Annotated in this window: 23 protein-coding genes; 15 read left to right on the top strand and 8 right to left on the bottom strand. The window is 46.2% G+C overall.

What is annotated here, in order from left to right; genetic code table 11:
• The first annotated feature begins 44 nt into the window (after positions 1 to 44).
• Complete coding sequence (locus ACX0G9_RS17095) at positions 45 to 503, top strand: c-type cytochrome (RefSeq protein ID WP_459066156.1); 459 nt, start codon at positions 45 to 47, stop codon at positions 501 to 503.
• Between the two features lie 71 nt (positions 504 to 574).
• Positions 575 to 1,714 (top strand): bifunctional histidinol-phosphatase/imidazoleglycerol-phosphate dehydratase HisB, encoded by a 1,140-nt coding sequence (gene hisB, locus ACX0G9_RS17100; RefSeq protein WP_459066157.1) that lies wholly within the window; start codon positions 575 to 577, stop codon positions 1,712 to 1,714.
• Between the two features lie 95 nt (positions 1,715 to 1,809).
• On the opposite strand, the gene ACX0G9_RS17105 is transcribed toward hisB, so the two are convergent.
• Positions 1,810 to 2,976 carry an acyltransferase family protein gene (locus ACX0G9_RS17105; protein WP_459066158.1) on the bottom strand — a complete coding sequence of 389 codons (1,167 nt, stop codon included), beginning with the start codon at positions 2,974 to 2,976 and terminating at the stop codon, positions 1,810 to 1,812.
• A 368-nt stretch (positions 2,977 to 3,344) separates the two neighbouring features.
• Here ACX0G9_RS17105 and ACX0G9_RS17110 point away from each other — a divergent pair, with 368 nt between their 5' ends.
• The 12 genes from ACX0G9_RS17110 (at position 3,345) to ACX0G9_RS17165 (ending at position 14,409) form a co-directional block, all read left to right on the top strand.
• The gene (locus ACX0G9_RS17110) at positions 3,345 to 4,766 is read left to right on the top strand and encodes an anthranilate synthase component I family protein (protein WP_459066159.1); all 1,422 of its coding nucleotides are present in this window, start codon (positions 3,345 to 3,347) and stop codon (positions 4,764 to 4,766) included.
• Between the two features lie 43 nt (positions 4,767 to 4,809).
• Entirely contained in the window at positions 4,810 to 5,421 is a 612-nt protein-coding gene (locus ACX0G9_RS17115; protein ID WP_459066160.1) for an anthranilate synthase component II, read from the top strand.
• A gap of 133 nt (positions 5,422 to 5,554) precedes the next feature.
• The gene (gene trpD, locus ACX0G9_RS17120) at positions 5,555 to 6,553 is read left to right on the top strand and encodes an anthranilate phosphoribosyltransferase (RefSeq protein WP_459066161.1); all 999 of its coding nucleotides are present in this window, start codon (positions 5,555 to 5,557) and stop codon (positions 6,551 to 6,553) included.
• A 71-nt stretch (positions 6,554 to 6,624) separates the two neighbouring features.
• Complete coding sequence (trpC, locus tag ACX0G9_RS17125) at positions 6,625 to 7,410, top strand: indole-3-glycerol phosphate synthase TrpC (protein ID WP_459066162.1); 786 nt, start codon at positions 6,625 to 6,627, stop codon at positions 7,408 to 7,410.
• A 115-nt stretch (positions 7,411 to 7,525) separates the two neighbouring features.
• On the top strand, positions 7,526 to 8,167 hold the full coding sequence (locus tag ACX0G9_RS17130; protein WP_459066163.1) for a phosphoribosylanthranilate isomerase: 642 nt from the start codon (positions 7,526 to 7,528) through the stop codon (positions 8,165 to 8,167).
• Between the two features lie 24 nt (positions 8,168 to 8,191).
• Entirely contained in the window at positions 8,192 to 9,406 is a 1,215-nt protein-coding gene (trpB, locus tag ACX0G9_RS17135; protein WP_459066164.1) for a tryptophan synthase subunit beta, read from the top strand.
• Positions 9,407 to 9,427: 21 nt separating this feature from the next.
• Positions 9,428 to 10,207 (top strand): tryptophan synthase subunit alpha, encoded by a 780-nt coding sequence (gene trpA / locus ACX0G9_RS17140; RefSeq protein WP_459066165.1) that lies wholly within the window; start codon positions 9,428 to 9,430, stop codon positions 10,205 to 10,207.
• Positions 10,208 to 10,819, top strand: a complete 612-nt coding sequence (gene hisH / locus ACX0G9_RS17145; protein ID WP_459066166.1) for an imidazole glycerol phosphate synthase subunit HisH — start codon at positions 10,208 to 10,210, stop codon at positions 10,817 to 10,819.
• Between the two features lie 67 nt (positions 10,820 to 10,886).
• A complete protein-coding gene (hisA, locus tag ACX0G9_RS17150; RefSeq protein ID WP_459066167.1) occupies positions 10,887 to 11,597 on the top strand; it encodes a 1-(5-phosphoribosyl)-5-[(5-phosphoribosylamino)methylideneamino]imidazole-4-carboxamide isomerase in 711 nt (236 codons plus the stop codon).
• 55 nt (positions 11,598 to 11,652) lie between these two features.
• On the top strand, positions 11,653 to 12,471 hold the full coding sequence (gene hisF, locus ACX0G9_RS17155) for an imidazole glycerol phosphate synthase subunit HisF (protein WP_459066168.1): 819 nt from the start codon (positions 11,653 to 11,655) through the stop codon (positions 12,469 to 12,471).
• An 80-nt stretch (positions 12,472 to 12,551) separates the two neighbouring features.
• Positions 12,552 to 13,208 (top strand): bifunctional phosphoribosyl-AMP cyclohydrolase/phosphoribosyl-ATP diphosphatase HisIE, encoded by a 657-nt coding sequence (hisIE, locus tag ACX0G9_RS17160; protein ID WP_459066169.1) that lies wholly within the window; start codon positions 12,552 to 12,554, stop codon positions 13,206 to 13,208.
• 103 nt (positions 13,209 to 13,311) lie between these two features.
• Positions 13,312 to 14,409 carry a redoxin domain-containing protein gene (locus ACX0G9_RS17165; RefSeq protein ID WP_459066170.1) on the top strand — a complete coding sequence of 366 codons (1,098 nt, stop codon included), beginning with the start codon at positions 13,312 to 13,314 and terminating at the stop codon, positions 14,407 to 14,409.
• A gap of 126 nt (positions 14,410 to 14,535) precedes the next feature.
• Here the strand turns inward: ACX0G9_RS17165 and ACX0G9_RS17170 are convergent, their stop codons facing one another.
• From ACX0G9_RS17170 to ACX0G9_RS17190, 5 genes are all read right to left on the bottom strand, one after another.
• On the bottom strand, positions 14,536 to 15,702 hold the full coding sequence (locus ACX0G9_RS17170) for a DUF2911 domain-containing protein (RefSeq protein ID WP_459066171.1): 1,167 nt from the start codon (positions 15,700 to 15,702) through the stop codon (positions 14,536 to 14,538).
• A 209-nt stretch (positions 15,703 to 15,911) separates the two neighbouring features.
• Entirely contained in the window at positions 15,912 to 16,667 is a 756-nt protein-coding gene (locus ACX0G9_RS17175) for a pyridoxine 5'-phosphate synthase (RefSeq protein ID WP_459066172.1), read from the bottom strand.
• 82 nt (positions 16,668 to 16,749) lie between these two features.
• Positions 16,750 to 17,016, bottom strand: coding sequence for a hypothetical protein (locus tag ACX0G9_RS17180; protein WP_459066173.1), 267 nt, complete (start codon positions 17,014 to 17,016; stop codon positions 16,750 to 16,752).
• Between the two features lie 44 nt (positions 17,017 to 17,060).
• Positions 17,061 to 17,183: a hypothetical protein gene (locus ACX0G9_RS17185; RefSeq protein ID WP_459066174.1), complete on the bottom strand. Its 123-nt coding sequence runs from the start codon at positions 17,181 to 17,183 to the stop codon at positions 17,061 to 17,063.
• 243 nt (positions 17,184 to 17,426) lie between these two features.
• Complete coding sequence (locus ACX0G9_RS17190) at positions 17,427 to 19,907, bottom strand: TonB-dependent receptor (RefSeq protein WP_459066175.1); 2,481 nt, start codon at positions 19,905 to 19,907, stop codon at positions 17,427 to 17,429.
• An 87-nt stretch (positions 19,908 to 19,994) separates the two neighbouring features.
• On the opposite strand from ACX0G9_RS17190, the gene ACX0G9_RS17195 reads away from it, so the two are divergent.
• On the top strand, positions 19,995 to 20,972 hold the full coding sequence (locus tag ACX0G9_RS17195; protein WP_459066176.1) for a hypothetical protein: 978 nt from the start codon (positions 19,995 to 19,997) through the stop codon (positions 20,970 to 20,972).
• A 54-nt stretch (positions 20,973 to 21,026) separates the two neighbouring features.
• On the opposite strand, the gene rpe is transcribed toward ACX0G9_RS17195, so the two are convergent.
• Both rpe and ACX0G9_RS17205 read right to left on the bottom strand, forming a co-directional pair.
• Positions 21,027 to 21,677, bottom strand: a complete 651-nt coding sequence (gene rpe / locus ACX0G9_RS17200; RefSeq protein WP_459066177.1) for a ribulose-phosphate 3-epimerase — start codon at positions 21,675 to 21,677, stop codon at positions 21,027 to 21,029.
• A gap of 10 nt (positions 21,678 to 21,687) precedes the next feature.
• A complete protein-coding gene (locus ACX0G9_RS17205; RefSeq protein ID WP_459066178.1) occupies positions 21,688 to 22,710 on the bottom strand; it encodes a tetratricopeptide repeat protein in 1,023 nt (340 codons plus the stop codon).
• Positions 22,711 to 22,757 lie beyond the last annotated feature (47 nt).

Raw genomic sequence — 22,757 nt, forward strand, 5'->3', positions numbered from 1 at the left:
CCTACTGGAAGTAAATTGCCAAATCTTAAAATCTACCTACCCTTATGCGGAGATTGAATATTGTCACTACCTGGATAGTCTGTCTGTTTGCCCTGGCTTCGGTATTGATGTCTCAGACTAAAAAACCTGCTGCCCCCGCACAAACAAAAGGAGGGCCTTTACAGGCTTCCATGGAAAGGGGAAAACAAGTTTACCTCGAGAGATGCCTGGCCTGTCACCAGATCGATGCATTGGGCGTACAGGGAATGAATCCTCCACTGGTAAAAACAAAATGGGTGTTGGGGGATAAGACCACTTTGGTCCAGATAGTTCTTAAAGGAATGACGGGACAGGTGGAGATCGATGGAGAAACCTATAAAAATGTAATGGCGCCGCATAATGATCTGAACGATCAGCAGATCGCCGATGTCCTCACTTATGTGCGTAATAGCTTCGGCAATAAAGCCAAAGCCATTACTGCTGCTGAAGTGAAAGCGATCCGGGCTAAAACGAAATTGGACTAAAGAACGTACTAACTATGGAAAGCTATATCTAAAAGCTAAACCTATAAATACTAGCTATACCCAAAACCATTATGAAGAGGATTTTATTTATCGACAGGGACGGAACATTGATCAAGGAAACGCCACCGAATTACCAGATCGATTCCTTTGAAAAGCTGGAATTTTACCCCTATATGTTCGAATATATGGGCCGGATCGCCAGGGAACTGGATTATGAACTGGTCATGGTGACCAACCAGGATGGACTGGGTTCTGCATCCTTTCCGGAAGATACCTTCTGGCCGGTCCAGAATCTTGTCATGAAATGCCTGGAAAATGAAGGCATTCATTTCAGTGCCGTACATATCGATAAGAGTTTTCCAAAAGATAATGCGCCGACCCGTAAACCGGGAACGGGGATGCTGACTCAATACCTTAATAATGAAGAGTATGATATCGAAAACTCTTTTGTGATCGGTGACAGGATCACTGATGTTCAACTGGCCAAGAATCTTGCCTGCAAGGCTATCTGGCTGAATAACGACCCTGCCCTGGGTGGGGCCGAGATCAACGATTCCCGGAAGGACCTGGACGAAGTCGTCGCCCTGGAAACTACCGACTGGAGCAAGATCTATGAGTTCCTGAAATTGGGTCTCCGCCGCGTGATCCATGAACGTAATACCAGCGAGACACAAATCAAGATCGAACTGAACGTAGACGGAAGCGGGAAGGCCAATATCGTGACCGGTCTTGGTTTCTTCGATCACATGCTGGAACAGATAGCCCGGCATGGAAAAATGAATCTTACTATTCGCGTCAATGGTGATTTGCATATCGACGAACATCATACTATAGAAGACACAGGGATTGCTCTGGGAGAAGCATTCAGCAAAGCCCTGGCCGATAAGCGAGGAATGGAACGGTATGGTTTCGCCCTGCCCATGGACGAAGCGGATGCCAAAGTGCTGATCGATTTCGGCGGTCGTAACTGGATCGTTTGGAAGGCTGAATTTAAACGCGAAATGATTGGAGAAATGCCTACAGAAATGTTTTTCCATTTCTTCAAATCCTTTTCAGATGCAGCCCGTTGCAATCTGAATATCGAATGTCAGGGTGATAACGAACACCATAAGATCGAAGCCATTTTCAAAGCGTTTGCCAAGGCTATCCGCATGGCCGTGAAAAGAGATCCGCTGAGTAATTATTTGCCTAGCACGAAGGGAGTGTTGTAATTCCAAAACTTTATACTTCCTAATAAAAAAGGGATGTGGTGCTTCTTGCCACATCCCTTTTTTAATGCCTTTGACAATATTTTATATTGGATAGACTACAACCTGAAAAATATCTTCTTCTTATAAAGGAAATAACACATTCCCCATTCCAATCCGAAGATACAGAGTGAGCTGATGATCCCTTGCAGGGTAACAGGCGTATTTATTATACTCATCAAACCATTCGTAATGGCCCGTACATAATCGCTGAACCAGCGGTCTCCTACGATCTCAAAGAACAGGTAGATGAAAATGGAATTCATACCTACAATGGTAAAGAACTTTAGATTTTTACGATGCCCTTTTATATCGATCCACCAATAACAGGCGGCGAGTATCCATAAGGCATATCCCAAAGAGACGAGGGTAAAAGAACTGGTAGCAATTTTTTTGATGATGGGAGTGATTCCTGTCAGATCAAGGGCATATCCCAGGATAAGGGAAATAAGTCCCCAGATCAGTAAAGTTTTTGTTTTGTCCAGGCCACTTTTTTCACTGCTCGTGGAACTTTTGCTTTCCCCTAATAATAATTTTCCGGCCAGGGCGCCGGCAATGGTATGAACAGCTGTTGGGATACAATTGATGGCCACCCATCCGCCTTTGTTGATCTTATTCATCAGGACCATGTCCATAAAATTGCCAAAGTTTTGCTGATCGGTAAAAGGCTGATCGAACCCGGGAACGTGGGTAAATCGGTATAAAGCCTCCGTAAGTAAAAGAATCCCCACACAAAATACGATCTGGGCCGTCCCGGACCATCGGAAGATCAGAAAGGCCACCAGCGTGGTGAAGGATAACTGGGTAAGTACATCCCATAGCTTAAAGTACAATCCATCGTGTCCGACGGCATAATCCAGCACTCCCCAAAAGAACAGCCATCCGCATCTTTTTAGCGTTTTGCGGAAGGATTCCCCCCAGCTCATTCCCTGTTGCTGCTGTTTATGCAGGGAAAACGCCATTGCAGCCCCCGCCATGAACATAAAAGCGGGCTGTACAAGGTCCCAGGCGTGCAAACCATGCCAGGGATGGTGGAAGAACTGCTGAAAAAAAGGATTTAAAAAGCCTCCTTCGGTAGCACCGGCTAACTGACTATACAATCCGGCGGCCTCAAGGGTCAGCAGGACCATGATCAGGCCACGCATAAAATCCAGGGATAAAAGCCTTTGAGAACCGGTAGAGGGGGGCTGTTGCGGAAGGGCTGGTTGTAGGGTTGGGGAAGACATGTTTTAAAAGAAGGGTTAAATATGTAGTTAAAAAACAGGGTTAAGAAGATTTAAGGACGGAAATTAATAAAAAATTTGGCAAAATCATTTTTCCATTCCATATTTGCGTGGCAATGAATAATCTATTTATAAATAAAACATGGTGGTGGCATACTAACTCTAAACGAGGCAAGTAATGCTATTACTATACGTATTACCATATTGGGCCTCGATAATATCGGGGCCTTTTGCTTTTTACCCCCCAGAGCTTCGTTCTGAACACTGTTCAGAACTCGCTCGCAACCTTCACTTTCGTTCGGTTGCCTAAAGGGAGAGGACAAAATAAAAGAAGTTACTTAAAAAAATAAAACCCTAAAAGGGCATCGGGTATGAAGAAAATTGAAATAAAGACGAATTGCAAAAAACTCCTTTCAGACATGTATACGCCGGTGGGGATCTACCTCCGTCTCCGGGACCGCTTCCGGGATACCATCCTGCTGGAAAGTACCGATTATCATGTCGCCGAAAACAGTTATTCCTTTATCTGCATCAACGCAATCGGCGGTATCGAGATAACCGACCCTAAAAGCATCGAATTTAAATTGCCGGGACAGCAACCGGAAAAACGCCCTATCCGGAACACTTCTGAGGTTCCGGCGCTTTTATGGGAGTTCATGCAACGTTTTGATACCAAACCCTCTTCCGAGAAACCGGTAAGGGCTGTCCAGGGGTTATTCGGATACACCTGTTTCGATGCCGTTCAATTCTTCGATACCGTTCAATTAAAAAATGCCAGTCAGGAACCACCGATCATTCCCCTGATGCGATACCGGCTTTATCAGTATGTAATTGCCATCAACCATTTTAAGGACGAGCTCTATATTTGTGAAAACGAGGTTGCCGGGTTGGAATCGGAGTTGCCTGTTGTCGAATCCCTGATCAAAAGCAAAGATCTTCCGGTTTACCCCTTTCATGTAAAAGGGGAAGAGACTTCGAACTTAAAAGACGAGGAGTATATCCGGATGGTCGAAAAAGGTATTCAAAGCTGCCACCGGGGAGATGTCTTCCAGATCGTCCTGAGCAGAAGGTTCCAGCAAAGTTTTATCGGGGACGAGTTTAACGTTTACCGGGCTTTACGCAGTATTAACCCTTCGCCTTACCTGTTCTTTTTTGATTACGGGGATTATAAACTAATGGGCTCCTCTCCGGAATCCCAATTGATCATTTCGAACGGTGAGGCTATCGTTCACCCAATAGCCGGTACTTTCAAACGAACGGGGGATGAACAGACCGATCAGGAAAATGCAGACCGGCTGCTAAAGGATCCCAAGGAGAATGCCGAGCATGTCATGCTGGTCGATCTGGCCCGCAACGATCTTAGCCGTTCCTGTGACGACGTGACGGTTGTTCTTTACCGGCAGGTCCAATATTATTCCCATGTCATTCACCTGGTTAGCGAAGTAAGAGGTAAGATCAGGGAGAATTTTAACCCCTTTGAATTACTGTCCACTACCTTTCCGGCAGGAACATTAAGCGGAGCGCCAAAATTCAAAGCGATGGAACTGATCGATTCTTTCGAACCAACCGCGAGAAGTTATTACGGAGGTTGTATCGGGTTTATGGGATTCGACGGAAGCTGCAACCAGGCCATTATGATCCGCAGCCTGCTCAGCCGGAATAATACCCTGACCTACCAGGCTGGCGCCGGAGTGGTAGCGGCCAGTCAACCGGAAAGTGAATTGCAGGAGGTGAATAATAAACTGGGCGCTTTGAAAAAAGCGATCCTTTTTGCAGAAACAATAGTGGAATAACCCTGAGACAGGTTCTTAATTGTGAAATCTTAAAAGAAATAAAGTGACACGTATTCTGGTTTTCGATAATTACGATTCTTTTACCTACAATCTGGTACACCTGGTAGAGAAGATCCTCCATCAGAAAGTGGAAGTATTCCGGAACGATAAGATCCCCCTGGAAAAAGTAAAGGAATTCGATAAGATCATTTTGTCTCCCGGACCGGGCGTCCCTTCTGAAGCCGGCCTGCTTCTGCCGCTGATCCGGGAATATGCCTCCTCGAAATCAATGCTGGGTGTATGTTTGGGCCATCAGGCCATCGGAGAAGCCTTCGGAGGCAAATTAGTGAACCTGAGCGAGGTCTATCATGGGGTAGCAACCCCGGTAAGGATATTGAAGAGTGCAGCCGGAGGAAAAGGTGCGAATGGGCAGAAAGGTCAGGGAAAGGGGCTTTTCGATGGGCTGCCGGAAGAACTGGAAGTTGGACGTTACCATAGCTGGGTCATCGGGGAAGATGGTTTTCCGGAAGAGCTGGAGATTACCGCCAGGGATGAAAAAAATTATATCATGGGGTTAAGGCATAAAAAATTCGATGTCCAGGGTGTACAGTTCCATCCAGAAAGTGTATTGACGCCAAAGGGTGAGCTGATCATGCGGAATTGGCTGGAGGAATAGGATCGGAGGCAGAAACCCGAAGCAGAAACCCGAAGCAGTAGCCTGAAGTAAAATGGTGAAGTTGGAAGAGGTTGACACCTGAAGTTATTCTATGATAAGTAGAGATTTTAAATGGAAAGCATAAAAACGAAGGATGAAAAAGATCTTACAATATTTATTTGAGCATAAGACGCTCTCGCGGGAGAAATCCCGGGAAATACTGATCAATATCGCCGGCGGTCAATATAACGAAAGTGAAATAACTGCTTTTATTACGGTATTCCTTATGCGTAGTATTACTATCGATGAACTGCAGGGGTTCAGGGACGCTCTTCTGGAACTCTGTGTGCGTGTCGATCTGAACGGCCATGATACCATCGATATTGTAGGTACGGGAGGGGACGGGAAAAACACCTTTAATATCTCCACCCTGGCTTGTTTTATTGTGGCCGGTACCGGGCAGAAGGTTGCCAAACATGGAAATTACGGAGCCTCCAGTATCAGCGGCGCTTCGAATGTCATGGAACAGCTGGGGTATAAATTTAAGAATGACGCTGCCAGGCTGCGCCAGGAGGTGGAGTCGGCCAATATTTGTTTCCTGCATGCACCTTTGTTCCATCCTGCGTTGAAGATAGTCGGACCCATCCGGAAAAATCTTGGCATACGTACCTTTTTTAATATGTTGGGGTCGATGGTAAACCCTGCCTTCCCTAAATTTCAGCTCGTGGGGGTGTATAATCTGGAGATGGCGAGGGTATACAATTATCTCCTTCAGCAGACAGAAGGTAGTTTTACCATTATTCACAGCCTGGACGGATATGACGAAATCTCGCTGACCGGTGATACCAAGGTGATTACCAATAAAGGGGAAAAGATCATGACCCCGGAAGAATTAGGCAAACGAATGGTAAATGCTTCCGATATTTATGGTGGAAATACAGTGGAAGAAGCTGCAAAGTTATTCACGAAGATCCTGAAAGTGGAAGGCAGCTGGGCGCAGAATGCGGTAGTGCTGGCAAATGCAGCAATGGCACTGCATAGTACTGGAGGATATGCCAGTTATAACGATGCCTACAGCGCGGCAGTGGATAGCCTGGAAAGTGGGAAAGCCTATCAGTCGCTGCAGAAATTGATTTCATTACAAGCATCCTGACGAACAGAAGGGTGCTTACTCCCGGATCTTATGAAAAGTATTTCGGATCACATTAACAGGTTTTTTAGGATATGAACATACTGGATAAAATAATTGATTTTAAAAGAGGAGAAGTTGAACAGAGAAAGATAGCTACCCCCGTAGCCGTATTGGAAAAAATGCCTTTTTTCTCAAGGAAGACATTCTCCCTCCGGCAATTCCTGACCGACCCGCAGAAAACCGGAATCATTGCCGAATTTAAAAGGCGATCTCCATCGAAAGGGCTGATCAATGGCCAGGCGGATGTAAGGGAAGTGACCAGGGGATATGCCTTGCACGGGGCCTCCTGTTTGTCTGTATTGACGGATCAGGAGTTCTTCGGCGGCAGTTGGGACGACCTGACGATGGCCAGGGAACAAGCCATACCGATCCTGCGTAAGGATTTTATGATCGATGAATATCAAATCCTGGAAGCCAGGGCAATGGGTGCCGATGTTATCCTGCTGATCGCAGCCTGTTTAACGCCCGCCGAGGTGAAGAAACTGGCTGTTTTTGCCCGGTCCCTTGGACTGGAGGTCTTGCTGGAGATCCATAATGAAGCGGAGCTGGAACATATATGTGAAGAGACAGTGCTGGTTGGTGTGAATAACCGTGACCTGAAAACATTTACGGTGGACGTTGAGCGTTCCGTCCAATTAAGTAAAAAAATACCAGCCGGCAAGATCACTATTTCGGAGAGCGGGATCAGTAAAACCGAGGCGATCCTGCATCTGAGGAAATCCGGTTTTAAAGGTTTTTTGATCGGTGAGAATTTTATGCGGGAAAAAGACCCGGCAGCGGCCTTTTCGGAATTTGTTTCAGCGTTGAGAAAAGGGTAATAGTTGAGAGAAGGGTTTATTTTTTATACATGTCTATGATTGTTTTTGCCTCATTTGTTCACCAGTTAAATAACGGGGCTTCCGGATGTAGGACCGGCCCTGCGGGAGAAAACTTATGAGAGTAAAAGTCTGCGGAATGACCGAGCTTGACCAGGTCAAACAACTCGATGCAATGGGGGTGGATTTTGCCGGGTTTATTTTTTACCCGAAATCTCCAAGGTATGTTGTCCGGCATCTTTCCGGCGAACAATTAAAAAAGGCCAAAATCCGGTTGGGCAAGGTTGGGGTCTTTGTCAATGCTACTTATGAAGAAGTCATGAAACAGGTGGATAATTATGGCCTGGATATGGTTCAGCTTCATGGAGATGAGACGCCCCGTTTTTGCGAGCAATTGGCTAACTATATTTCGGTGATCAAGGTATTCCGCCTGGGCGAGGATGACCCGATCGAATGGATCATACGTCCTTACCAGGATTCCTGCGATATGTTCCTTTTCGATACGGAAGGCGCAGGATATGGAGGTACCGGCAAAAAATTCAATTGGAACGTTTTGAAACAGTCCCGGATCGATAAACTGTTTTTTTTAAGCGGAGGGATCGAGCCGGCCGATGTTGATAAGTTAAAGGAATTTGCAAAGGATCCCGTAGCCAGGAAAATGTTCTCCATCGATATTAACAGCAAGTTTGAAACAAGCGCAGGGGTAAAGGACCTGAAAAAGATCAGGGCTATGATCGATGGACTGAAACAAAATCAATAAGTTGAACGGAATAATAATGAACGTATGTCTACTAAACCTTTTAAGAAAACCTCGGTAAGCTACCGGTCCCCGGATGAAAGGGGTTATTATGGTAAATTCGGAGGTGCATTTATACCTGAGATGCTGCACCCCAATGTGGAAGAATTACGTACCCGCTACCTGGAGATCATGCATGATGCTTCTTTTCAGAAGGAATATGATTCGCTGCTGAAAGATTATGTGGGACGTCCTTCGCCTTTGTACCTGGCTACCCGGCTGAGCCGGAAATATAATGCGCAGATCTGGCTTAAACGGGAAGATCTTTGTCATACCGGATCGCATAAACTAAACAATGCTCTTGGCCAGATCCTTTTGGCACAGCGGCTGGGCAAAAAGCGCATCATTGCTGAAACCGGCGCAGGTCAGCATGGTGTGGCGACGGCTACTGTCTGTGCGTTGAAAGGATTGGAATGTATCGTATACATGGGTGAAAAAGATATCGAACGGCAGGCTCCCAATGTCGCCAGGATGAAAATGCTGGGTGCAAAAGTCATTCCTGCCCTCAGCGGCAGCAAGACCCTGAAAGACGCGACCAATGAAGCGATACGGGATTGGATCAATAACCCCAACGATACACATTATATTATCGGTAGTGTAGTAGGCCCGCATCCTTATCCGGATATGGTTGCCCGTTTCCAAAGTGTGATCAGCGAAGAGATCCGCATCCAGTTAAAGGAAAAGACAGGCAGCGAATTGCCCACTCATGTCATTGCCTGTGTAGGCGGCGGCAGTAATGCTGCAGGGACCTTCTATCATTATCTGGATGAACTGAGCGTGGAGTTGATTGCAGTAGAAGCAGCCGGCCATGGGGTCCATAGCGGAATGAGTGCAGCGACCACTCAACTGGGCAAAGAAGGTGTACTCCATGGAAGCCGGAGTTTTGTCATGCAGACCGAAGACGGGCAAATCGTAGAACCGCATAGCATTTCGGCCGGTTTGGATTATCCGGGCATCGGCCCCCTGCATGCCCATCTTTATGACAGCGGAAGAGGAACATTCCTGAGCGCTACGGATGAGGAAGCATTGGCCGCCGCCTTTGAACTGGCGCGTCTGGAAGGCATCATCCCTGCTCTTGAATCGTCCCATGCCCTTGCCGGCCTGAATCAATTGCAGCTTAATGAAAAAGATGTCGTGGTACTTTGCCTGAGCGGCAGAGGAGACAAGGATATGGCCACCTATATGAGGACGATGGAAGGTTAGTAGCATAAAATAAAAATTATCATGAGCAGAATTGCCGGACTTTTTGCAAAGAAAAATAAAAATGTACTGAATGTCTATTGTACAGCCGGTTACCCGCAGCTGGACAGTACCCTGGATGTCATCACTGCCCTTGCCGAAAATGGCGCCGATCTGATCGAATTGGGAATCCCCTATAGCGATCCGCTTGCAGATGGACCTGTGATCCAGGCCAGCAGCGGTAAGGCGCTGGAAAATGGAATGACTCTTGTAAAATTGCTTGATCAGTTAAAGAAGTTGCGGCCGGCTATCGAGGTTCCGGTAATCCTGATGGGTTACATGAACCCGGTTTTACAATACGGGTTTGAAAAATTTTGTGCCGATGCTTCGGCTGCAGGAGTAGATGGGCTGATCCTGCCGGATCTGCCCATTTATGAATTCGAGACAGAATACGGACCCATAATCAAAAAATATGGCCTTGATTTTATTTTCCTGGTAACTCCGGAAACCCCGGAGCAACGTATTCGTCAGGTGGACGCCTTAAGTTCGGGTTTTCTTTATGCCGTTTCGTCCTCCTCCACAACGGGGAAGGATAAGAATATCGCCGATCAACAAAACTACTTTGAACGTTTACAGGCCATGGTTTTGCGCAATCCTGTGCTGGTAGGCTTTGGCATCAGGGACCGGCAGAGTTTCGAGGCTGCCTGTCTTCATGCTAATGGAGCCATCATAGGAACGGCTTATATCAAGGCATTGGAAGGGGCAGCGGGAAGTAAGGATATCGAAGCCGCCACGAAACAATTTTTAACGGCTATTTTAAATTAAATGAATGTAGCCATTGTAAAATATAATGCAGGGAATATACAATCGGTTCTCTATGCGCTGGAGCGTATCGGGAAAGAAGCGCTGGTAACGGACGATCATGAACTGATCCGGGCAGCCGATAAAGTGATCTTTCCCGGTGTTGGCGAAGCAAGCTCTGCCATGAATTATCTGAAGGAAAGAGGTCTCGATAAGGTGATAAAGAATTTACGGCAGCCCGTTCTGGGAATTTGTCTGGGTATGCAGCTGATGTGCCGCTATAGCGAAGAAAATGATACGGAATGTCTCGGGATCTTCGAAGAAGAGGTAAAGAAGTTCGTTCCCTCTTCTGTTCAATTGGCAGAAGGGCTTAAAGTTCCACAGATCGGATGGAATACGATCTATGCGCTGAAGACCGGCCTTTTTGATGGATTGGCCAATAATAGCTATTGTTATTTTGTACATGGCTACTATGCAGCTTCAGGTAAACATACGATCGGAATGACCGATTATGTACTGCCATACAGCTCAGCCCTGCATAAGGATAATTTTTATGGAGTTCAGTTCCATCCGGAAAAATCGGCGGCTGCCGGTGAGCAGATCCTCCGGAACTTCCTGGGAGACCGGATAGTTTAGCGGAAGCGACGCAGCTTAGTTTTTATTTTGGTATATTTTAATCGGTTACATAAAAAGAAGGGAAAAAATGGAGATCATTCCAGCCATAGATATTATTGAAGGAAAATGCGTTCGGCTGACACAAGGAGATTACAGTCAGAAAAAGATCTATAACGAGCGTCCGTTGGAAGTGGCGAAGGAATTTGAGGACGCAGGCCTGCGGAGACTTCACCTTGTAGACCTTGACGGGGCAAAGGCAGGTTCGGTTAAAAACTGGAAAGTATTGGAATCCATCGCCGGAAAAACAAAAATGGTCATAGATTTTGGCGGCGGCATCAAAACTGAAAAGGATGTAAAGGTCGTGCTGAATTCGGGCGCAGCTTTTGCTACGTTAGGAAGTATTGCAGTGAAGAACGGCGAATTATTCGTGAGTTGGCTGCAGGAATACGGCGCAGAACGTTTTTTATTGGGAGCGGATGTAAAAGAAGAAAAGATAGCTGTTGGTGGGTGGCTGGAAACCACCGATCGCTGGATCTATGATTTTATCGAAGAGTATATTGAAAAAGGGGTGAAACAGATCTTCTGTACGGATGTAAGCAAGGATGGATTATTGGAAGGACCTTCGCTTGACCTGTACCGGAATATCCTGGGGAAGTTCCCCGCCCTACATTTCATAGCCAGCGGCGGTGTAAGTACGATAGAAGATGTTCATCAACTGGAGGAAATCGGGTGTAAAGGAGTGATCATCGGCAAAGCTATCTATGAAGGAAGGATCAGGTTGGCGGAATTAACCCCCTAGCCCCCTAAAGGGGGAATGTTCCTCAAAGACATTAAACGAACAAATTGAAAATGAAATGAACGAAACTACCAATACCAGCAGCATGTTACCAAACTCCCCCTATAGGGGGCTGGGGGGCCTGACGAAAAGAATAATTCCCTGTCTGGATATTAAAGATGGACGTACTGTAAAGGGAGTCAATTTTGAGAATATCCGGGATGCCGGGGATCCGGTGGAATTGGGTGCGCTTTATGCCAGTCAGGGTGCGGACGAACTGGTTTTTTTAGACATCACGGCGACCATTGAAAAAAGGAAAACCTTGTGGGAACTGGTCAACCGGATCGCGCATCATATCAATATTCCTTTTACGGTTGGCGGAGGGATCAGCAGTGTAGAGGATGTAAGTGTGCTGTTGCAAAACGGAGCGGATAAGATTTCCGTAAATACCTCTGCTTTTAAACGCCCGGAACTGATAGCAGAACTGGCTAAGGAATTCGGGAGTCAATGCGTTGTACTGGCTATCGATACCCGCCAGGAAGAAGATGGGGATTGGTATGTTTACCTGAACGGCGGCAGGGTGAGAACTGAAGCAAAATGTGCCGATTGGGCCAGGAAAGCCGTAGATCTGGGTGCGGGGGAAATTTTACTGACTTCGATGAACCATGACGGGACAAAAAAAGGCTTTGCGGTGGATATTACCCGAAAATTGGCAGAATCCTTGCCGGTACCTATTATTGCATCCGGCGGAGGGGGGACCAAGGAACATTTTGTGGAGATCCTGGGAGCAGGAAAGGCCGATGCGGCATTAGCAGCCAGTATTTTCCATTTTAAGGAAATCGCCATTCCGGAATTAAAAGGATATTTGCATGGGCAGAATATCACGGTAAGAATATGACACTCTAACTCCCTGAAGGGAGAATAAAGAGAAAGAAAATATAATAATGAATTGTTTAATTGATAAATCATTAAGAATAAATGACGGCAGAAATTAATAAAGGGGATCTAAAACAGAAACTCCCTCTTCAGGGGGGTATGGGGGAGGTGGATTTTAAAAAGTATGCGGACGGTCTTGTCCCCGCCATTGTGCAGGATGTGCAGACGTATAAGGTGCTTATGCTGGGGTTTATGAATGAAGAAGCCTTTCATAAAACGATGCAGGATGGTAAGCTCACCTTTTTCAGCCGCTCAAAGGGCAGGTTATGGACAAAAGGAGAGGAAAGCGGAAATTTTTTACTGGTGAAGCATGTGGCAGTCGATTGTGATCGGGATACCCTGCTTATTAAAGCCGAGCCTCTCGGGCCTGTATGCCATACCGGCGCCGACACCTGCTGGGATGAAAAGAATCACCGAGAAGATTTCCTTGCACAATTGGAGGAGATCATCCAGGAACGTAAAGAAAACCCCTCGGAAAAATCCTATGTGGCGAGCCTGTTTGCAAAAGGGATAAATAAGATCGCTCAGAAGGTAGGAGAGGAGGCGGTCGAAGTAGTGATAGAGGCCAAAGATCATAACGACAACCTTTTCCTCGATGAGGCGGCGGACCTGCTTTTTCATTATCTTATTCTTTTAAATGCCAAAGGTTTTAATTTGCAGGACGTGACAAAGGTTTTGCAGGAAAGGCATACGAAATAAGCCAATGGCTGAATAAGCTGATTGTTGGATAAACCAATGGCTGAAAAAACGGAATGTTGAATAAATTGAATGCTGAATAAATAAAATTAAATAAGTTTCACTCATGAAGTCATTTTTCCTGATACTCTGTGCGCTGCCCCTGTTATCGATCGGACAAGGCGGTAATGAACCCAGGTTTGTCATTAACGGAGAAGTAAAGGGTTTGGCGGATCAATCGCCCGTTTTCCTTACCGATGCGAATAACCCTGCCGATACGCTGGCAAAGGCGCTGGTAACAAAGGGCCAATTCGTATTAAACGGCCATGTGGCGGAGCCTAACCTCTTCGAAGTGAATTTCGGGAGCGCAAAGAAAAAGACCGTACTGTTCCTGGGAAATGACAAAGTCGCCATGTCCGGATCCGTAGAAGATCTGAAAGGAATTACCACAAAAGGATCTCCTTCCAATGATGACTTTCAGGAGTTTCAAAAAAACTTCAATCCTTATTTCGCCCGTATCAATACGATCACGCAGATGGCCAATTCTCCTGAAGGCGCTAAGGCAAAAGATTCCCTTTTCAAGGCCTACCAGAATCTGGCGGATTCTGTCGATTCCAAATTGGGCGAATTCGTCAATAATAAAAAATCCTCTTATGTCGCTCCTTTTGTTCTCGTGGTATTAAGCCAATTGTCCGAGGATGTCATGACGAGGGAAAAAAGACTCAATTCTTTATCCCCCGATGTAAAAAAGGGATACTATGGTCAATATCTTCAAAAACAGCTGGATGATGCAAAGGTCGGAGCTATCGGAACAGAGGCTATGGATTTCAAACAGAATGATACAGCGGGTCGCTCAATCGCCTTATCATCCTTTAAGGGGAAATACGTCCTGGTTGATTTCTGGGCCAGTTGGTGCGGCCCCTGCCGTATGGAGAACCCCAATGTGGTAACAACCTATAAAAAATTCAAGGACAAGAATTTTACCGTTTTGGGTATTTCTCTGGATAAAGCCAAAGAGCCCTGGATAAAAGCCATTAAAGACGACGGTCTTGCCTGGACCCAGGTGAGCGATCTGAAATTCTGGTATAATGAGGTTGCTGTAAAGTATCATATACAAAGCATTCCACAGAATTTCCTCATCGATCCGAATGGGAAGATCGTTGGCAGGAACCTGCGGGGAGCGGATCTCCAGGCCAAGCTCTGCGAACTGCTTGGTTGTAATTAAATCGCAGGCAAAGTCCAGGATTGTTTTTGACCAAAGTAAAAGCCCCACTTGGGTGAGGCTTTTGTTGTTCTGGTTACGAAGGCTTCTGTGGTTTAATGGATGGATATACTGATCTTAAATCGGGACTCAGTTGATATCTTTTCCCTCCTGTAACATAGGGATATATTTTTCAATGTTCGTCTTGTTTCCCGCATCGGGAGCCTGTGCCTGGGCTTTTTGCAGAAAAGCAAGCGCTTTTTTGTAATCGCCCATGCCTGAATACCCCCGGGCCATACCCATATTGGTGGTGAATTCATTAGGATGTTTGTCGTAATTCATTTTGAAGGCGTCAAAGGCTTCTTTGGTCTTTTTTTGAGCCAGCAATTGACGTGCATACTGGTGTACTTCACCAACCTGACCCATGGGGATCGCTTCTTTCATGATGAGATCTGCCTCATCCTTTTTGCCTTGCAGTGACAGGATCTGCGCCTTGGTAGAAAGGGTCGTAAAATTTTTCTGCCCTATAAATGTGCCAGCGACCGCTGTGTTGGCCCAACTAAGGCCCTCCTCAAGATTGGTATTATGCAGCACACAGAACTGTGCGGCCTGGTCCCAGGCGTTCCAGGTAAAACCTTTGTCGCTGCGGAGTTCCTTGCGGAAGGATTCCAGCTGGTATTTTACATAATCGACATCTACCTTAAAAGGGATCATGAGTTTTTCCCATTGAAGTGCTACCGTTACAGAATTTTCTTTCTGGTCAAGGAATTCGTATTTCAGCCATTCTACACTTTTGTCAAGGGCTACGGGTTTGACTTTTACCTTTAGCGCATCTTCTTTGGGATCATAATAAAAGCTACCCCAGGAACCCGAATTTTTGGAAAAGATAAGGGTACATTCGGCAGGGTCATAGGCAATAAAGAACCCGTATTTCCCTGCAGGAAGGTCCTGGCCTTCGATCTTTACATCCGTGCTGAATTCAATGGTCGTGTTCTCATTGGCTCCTGCCCGCCAGGGTGCTGCTTTACTGGTACCAAAACCCATGTCAGTATAACCCGCAGGGATGAGTTTGCCCCAGATCTGGCCATCCCTGCCCTTTACGCCGGGACGGTCATAGCGGATCGTGATATCTGTAATACCGATCCTTTCCCCGCTGACCGCTTTTCTGTTACCACCGCCGGGTGCCGTAGTAAGTTGGGCATGGGAAATAAAAACGAAGGTGAATTGGAAAAAGACCAGCAGAAGACCGGCAGAGAACAGCTTTTTGCGCAGAGGCCCGGAAGCCTCGTTTTGGTGCGTTTGAATCTTCGATTTCATTTGGAAGTTTTTATGGATTAACAAATGGGACCTATGGAGGAGGTGAGAATCTGCTCCAAATGTAAAATTCCTTTTCGTTACATGCAGGCATTTTGTACCGAAGGTGAATAATCAGGATGTAGGAAAAGAGAGGCCCATGGCGGAATTGAAGGAATAGCGGGCTTTAATGAGACAGGAGGGGAGATGGTTTAAGGGAAGTAGGTAATGGTTTAAATCAACTGTCTTTTATATAATTGTATGGCATTTTCATACCCGAGATAGAGGGCATCGCTGATCAGGGCATGACCGATGGAAACTTCATCCAGCCCTGAAATATGTTGAGCGAAATATTTAAGATTCTGCAGGTCCAGGTCATGACCGGCATTCAGACCTAATCCAAGTTCCCGGGCTTTGATCGCAGCGGCACGATAAGGAGCTATGGCCTTTTCCCGGTCAGCCTGATACCCTTGGGCATATGCCTCGGTATAAAGTTCAATCCGGTCGGTGCCAGTTGCTGCTGCGCCTTCTACCATTTCGATCACCGGGTCCACAAAAAGGGATACACGGATACCGGCCTTTTGAAAAACGCCAATGATATGGCTAAGGTATTCTTTGTTTCTAACGGTGTCCCAACCATGATTGGATGTGATCTGATCCAGGGCATCGGGGACAAGGGTGACCTGGGTGGGTTTAACCCCGAGCACCAGGTCAACGAATTTTTGCTCCTGGGAATTCCCTTCTATATTAAATTCAGTGGTAATGATCTTTTTGATGTCATAAACGTCTTTATAACGGATATGTCTTTCATCGGGACGGGGATGTACCGTGACCCCGTCGGCACCAAATAACTGGGCGTCTACTGCAGCCTTAACCACGTCCGGATTGTTTCCTCCCCGGCTATTGCGCAAGGTGGCAAACTTGTTTATGTTAACGGAGAGTTTTGTCATGGAAGCAAAGGTAGATAAAAATGGAAAAGGGAGGCTCATGCCTCCGCTTTTATCCTGACTAAAGGTTGCTCGTATTTTTAAGCGTTTCGAATTTTATTTCGATTGCTTGTTTGATGTAGATTTATTGCTTCACCAGCATCGTCTTATAGATCATATCTCCTTCTGCACTTTTAATGGCCAACTGATAGTTACCTACATCCAAAGAAGCCAGATTGGCCAGCGGAATCTTATTGATCCCCTTGCCCAGTCCTGCCCCCAATAACCGAATGATCCTCGTATTATGGATATCAGCCAGGAGAATGATAAAATCCCTTTTCTCCGGACACGTTAATTCAATATTCAAAAAAGAATCGAAAGGGTTCGGATAGACTGAAATTCTGGTTAGCATAAGCATTACTATTATTATCAATCAATAAATTGGAACAATCAATGCTAACGGTTCTGAAAATGTGGATTGGTTATCACTTTTACCGGAATTAGTGCGGGCATAAATTCCTTTTTAATAAAAAGCGAAGCGATGGCTGTGAAAAGGTTCGTAGCATTTGTAGTCTTCATAATTACGGGTTTATACTGTATCTGCTATTCCCTTGCCAGAGTATAAACAATTGATTTCCAATTGTCTGAAAGGAGAATCGCAGGTCCAAAATTCCCTGAATGGGAAATTTTGTCCAGGTTTTGGGATGACAATCACAGTGCCGGAAGGTAGTTATACGATTAAGCTCAGAAAATGGGATAAACAGGAGGAGATAAGGGTTGAGTCAGGAGGAGATAAGGGTTGGAGCAGGAGGAAAAGGTCCTTTAGAAGCGCGCTACCAGCTTTAGGTTCAGCAACCTTGGTGTTAAGCGGTTAGGCATGGCATAGGTCGTATTGGAAAAGTCCTTGATCAGTAAATAGGATATGGTATTGGCACGGTCGATCAGGTTAAAGACTTCCAGGGTCGCCCAGATGTTTTCAAAATTACGAAAAGGACTGTGACTCCGGCGATTGTTTTTTTCGCTATCCAGCAATAAGGCACTAAAGCCCACATCTATCCGGATATAGGGGTCGATTACCAGGGCATTGCGATATTTGATGCTGCCGGGAATATTGAAGGGCAGATTACTGCCGTACAGGAAATTGAGAAAGACTTTCAGGTTTTTATTAGTGGCCAGATAATCCTGCAGGAAAAGTCCGAAGGTTAACAGCCGGTCGGTCGGCCTCCTAACCCATCCGGCAGGTGTTCTGACACTGTCTACCGGATGATTTTGCGCATCGAGGGTATAGTTGTAGTAGGAAGTGTCGATCTTCTCCATAGACTTCATAAATCCCATGCTGACCCAGCTCTCGGCATCCTTAACCAATTCACCGAACAACCGGAACTCAACCCCCGTTGCATAGGCTTTGGAATCATTGAGCCCGAAATATTGTATATGTACATTGTTTACATCATAGGGATCTACGCTGGTCATTTGTTTGTAATAGGCCTCTGTGGTAAAACGGAACGGCCGTTCATCCATCTTGAAATTATGATCCATGCCGACAACCAGCTGCCAACTGCGCTGAGCCTTGAGGTCTTTGTTGAGACTGCCGTCGGGTCTTAGGATTTCCCGGAAGAAAGGCGGCTGGTTATATATACCCACTGCGGCCCGGTAGACAAAATCTTTTCCTGAGCCTCTCGGCTTCCAGGAGGCTCCCAGCCTGGGGGAAAGGAGCAATTCTTTATTCAGGGTGTTGTAATTATACCGGAGCCCGCCCTGAAGGGTAAAGCCACTGGAATCCCTGAACAGGATATTGTCCTGTATAAAGCCTGTCAGGCGGGTGATCGAAAAATCATTATTGGATTTCACCACATTGCTCAATGCCAGAAATCCCGGATTATTGGGCAGGGAATAGCCGGCTGAATCCTGGTATTGCCACTGATCCAGTTTATCATGAACGATCTGCCTTTCTGCGCTGACACCCCATTGCACATAGTGTTTATGGAGATCCAGGAATCCTTTATGGGTGGCATTCCAAACGGTTATGTTCAACCGGTCCCGGGCAAAGTTCTGGTAAGTGCCGGCTCCCAGGGGATTGGTGATCAGGCCAAAGCTGGCGCTGCTCTTATCGAAGTCCCGGTCCCCGAACAGATAATTTCCCGTAATGTCATAGGATTCTTTCTCATTGTCCACGAACCTGGACGCCATCCATTTAAGCCGTAAATTTTTTCGTACCTGCTGAGTCAGGGCTAATCCCTGCATATTGGTCTGGTAACTGTCCATTTCCTGGCCGTTGAAATAGATATCCAATCCCAGATTGGCGGTGAAGTAGGGAGAAAATACAGAAGAGGTCAGTTGACTGAATTGAGGGATCAGGTGGAATTTTGTCTGGGAAAAGGTTCCCATGAATTCCAACTGGTTCTTATTGTTCAACTGGTAAGTAAGCAGAGCCTGGATATCCGATGAGGAGGGTGCATAGGATCCTTTGGTCTCCTGGCTGCTAAGTAAATTTTTATTGCTCCGGTTACGTACGCCAAAAAGGTAGGTGAATTTTTTGTTATTGCTTATTCCTTCCAGGTGAAGGCCTTGCTCCAGCAAGCCAATATAGGCCGAGCCGCCAAAACTGCGGGGCTTTCTATATTGAATATCGAGGGCAGAAGACATTTTATCTCCATACTTCGCCTGAAATCCACCGGTATAAAAACTAACGCTCCTGGTCATTTCCGGATTGATGAAACTCAACCCTTCCTGTTGGGCATTGTTGACCAGGTAAGGGCGGAAGACTTCAAAATCATTTACATAGATCAGGTTCTCATCGTAGTTCCCTCCCCGTACGGAGTATTGAGAGGTCAGCTCGTTATTGGAGCCAACGAAGATCTTGATCAGGCTTTCAATCCCGCCTATAGGAGCGGGAATATTTATTGCATTTTTAGGGTTGAGTTTTACCAGGCCTGTCTCTCTCCTTTCCCTTTGATCGGAGATGACCACTTCTTCCAATTGTCTTGTCCCCCTTTCCATTCTAACCACCATCCGTTCTTTTTCCTGTTCGTTCAACAGAAAATTGCGCTGTTCCGTCTTATAACCGGTAAAAGAGAATACCAGGGCAAATGCTTTTTCTGCGGGTACCTTCATCCGGAACGTCCCGGAATCCGAAGTTACCAACCCGGATTGCCGCCCCAGTATCGTTACGGATACTCCCGGCAATGGATTCTCATTTTCGTCCAAAACTTTGCCAGATACGAAGGCCGATTTTTTTTGGGCCAGCGCCGGGTGAAAAAACAACAGGAAAGGGATAAGCAGGGCAACGAGTACAATTCTCAATGAAAAAACATTTAATATGTCCGAAATTAAACAGATTTGGTTGCAAAAAATACTGGCAATAAAGAAAAACGGAATTAACTTGTATTTATGTTTGGCAGACGGATAAAATCGGCGATCCTTTTATTGGCCTGTTTGGGCAGCCTGGCCGCTTGCCGGGACAGGGTTCCTGTTAAGGAGAGCCTGAAACTGCTTCACCATCGTCAGGATACGGCAGAGGGCGGATCAACGGTGATCCGGGGAAGGGAATCCGGTGGTCATTCGGGGGAGGATGCTGGAAGGGACACCGCCTTGCATTCTTTAAAAGCAACCAGAATGGTTGCCTTGGAAGCCGTTATCGGACAGGTGTGGAAATTTGAAGATGCCGACAAAGCTCATTGGAATGATATCTTCTGGGATACGGTCATTGATACCCGTCAATATCCTGAATTGGCGCTTTTTCCCGACCATTCAGCAACCGCAAACCCGCGATGCGGGCTAAAAACGGGAAAATGGATGCTCGATAAGGAAAGTCGGGAGTTATCCCTTCGTTTTGCCGATGGTACAGCTGCCATTTATACGGTACGGGAAATAGCACTCAAACAAATGGAAGTTTCAATAGAAAAGGCTGCGGTTGAAAAGGCCGCCGGACCTGCGATCATCCGGCTTTCTTCAGAAGGATTGGTCCATAAGCGGCTGGCAGAGGATCCTTTTTATCCAACCAATAACCGGTGGCGGATCAAACCAGGTAAACCTGAAACCCGGGAAGAGATAAGGGAGCGGGTAAAAGCCTGTCTGCATTTTTACTCTCTTTTTTTCCTGGATAATCATCAGCGGCACGAAACCGATATATCGTTCAGCGGGCTTCCTTCCTGTTTTATCTGGTACAATGGCGGGATTGGTGTGCAGGAGAGATCAGATCTGGATAATAAATGGATCAATTGTTTTTATTCTTCCTACCAGGCCTATCAGGGGTATGATATGTTGGCCTCCCTGCTGGGCTCCCATAAATTAAAATGGCCGGAAAATCCGACCAGTTGGGTAAAACAGACGGGTGAAGTACTTGACCAGATGGTCCATAAATTATAGTTCACCCGTTTGCCTTTTCCGTTAGCACCAGTCCATATGGACTGGTGGTTGTTGTCAGACGGATTCTTTCAGAGAGCGAATCGTTGCCTTAGGGTCTTTTGATTTAAATACGGTGCTTCCTGCAACCAGCACATCGGCGCCTGCACGAAGTATGCCTGGCGCGTTCTCCAGGGTCACCCCGCCATCGATCTCAATGAGTAATTGTAACCCTTTGTCAAGGAGCATCCGTTTCAAATTGTGGATCTTCTGATAGGTATGCGGAATGAATTCCTGTCCTCCGAAACCGGGGTTAACGCTCATGATCAATACGAGGTCAAGATCCTGTAAAATATCTGAGAGGAATTCAACAGGTGTTGCCGGGTTTAGTGCCACTCCTGCCTTCATTCCCAGTGCTTTTATCTGCTGGATATTCCGGTGCAGGTGGCGACAAGCTTCATAATGAACGGTCAACCTGTCGGCACCGGCTTTTTTAAAAGCTTCTGCATAGTTTTCCGGCTCTTCGATCATCAGATGTACATCAAAGATCTTACCCGATGTTTTTCGTAATTGTTCGATGACCGGAAGACCATAACTGATATTTGGAACAAACCGTCCATCCATGACATCCAGGTGAAACCAGTCTGCCTGGCTCTCATTCAGCATTTTACATTCTTCCCCCAACCGGAGAAAATCTGAGGCCAGTAACGAAGGGGCAATGATTGGCATAGGTATTTTTTTATTTTTTTATTTTCTTTATCCGCTCCCGGGCTTCCGTAAAATTTTTATCCAGTGCCAGTGCCCGCTGGTAATAGATCAGCGCATCGTCATTGGCACCAAGGGTCTCATAACATCTTCCAGCCCAGAAATATCCATCTGCGTAGGTATTCGATACTTTTATGGTCATTAAAAAGGTTTGAAGAGCTTCTTCCACCTTCTTCAGTTCGAAAAGCGCTATTCCTTTCTCTAAATAAGCATCTGTATATTTCCAGTCGCGCCGTGTACAAGAATCAAATTGGACAATGGCTTTTTTATATTGTCCGGTATTGGAGAAATAGATCCCCTTTATAAACAACGGATCAAGCAATTCATTGCCTGAATCTTTTCGGAGGACATCATCGCAAAGACCGATGGCCCTGCTGTCCCTGTTCTCCGCATACAAATGGGCGAGCTCCAGCGCATAAGTGTTAACAGGCTGCAAGGTATAGGCTTTATTCAATGCAATCAGGGCCCGGGTGGTATCCTTTGTCTTTTCCAATACCAGCCCTTTTTCATACCAGGCTTCAAAATTCAGCGAATCCGTCTGCAATAGGGTATCATATAACTGCAGGGCTTCCTTTGTCCTCCCGGATTGCTGGTAAAGATCACTTAGTAAAGAAGGGAAATTCTGGTTGGCCGGGAATTTTTTCAGGCAGTCTTGTAATAAGGAAATGGCATTACCCGTCTGACCGATGATCGAAAGTGTGGATGCATATCGTAATCCTGTGCCTTCCACCGGCTGAATGTCCCAGGCTTTTTTAAAATCAGCGGCAGCCAGCTCATGAAGATTATTGCGGGAAAGGAGTTCCCCCCTGCTGACATAAAGGCCTGGTTTATCAGCCGTTCGAGCCTGTCGGATACTATCGGTTAACCCGGAAAACGGAGGTCGATGCAGAATGGCTTCGCTCCCATCTTCCTTCTTATTTTCAGGACCCTTACAGGCGCCTGAAAGAATAACCAGCCATACTATTCCACCGTAGAATAATCGCGAAAATTGGTTCATAGAGCAAAACTAACCGTTTCCGGGAAATTTGCACCTATGATATTAGG

This window comes from Flavitalea flava (genome assembly GCF_054461575.1).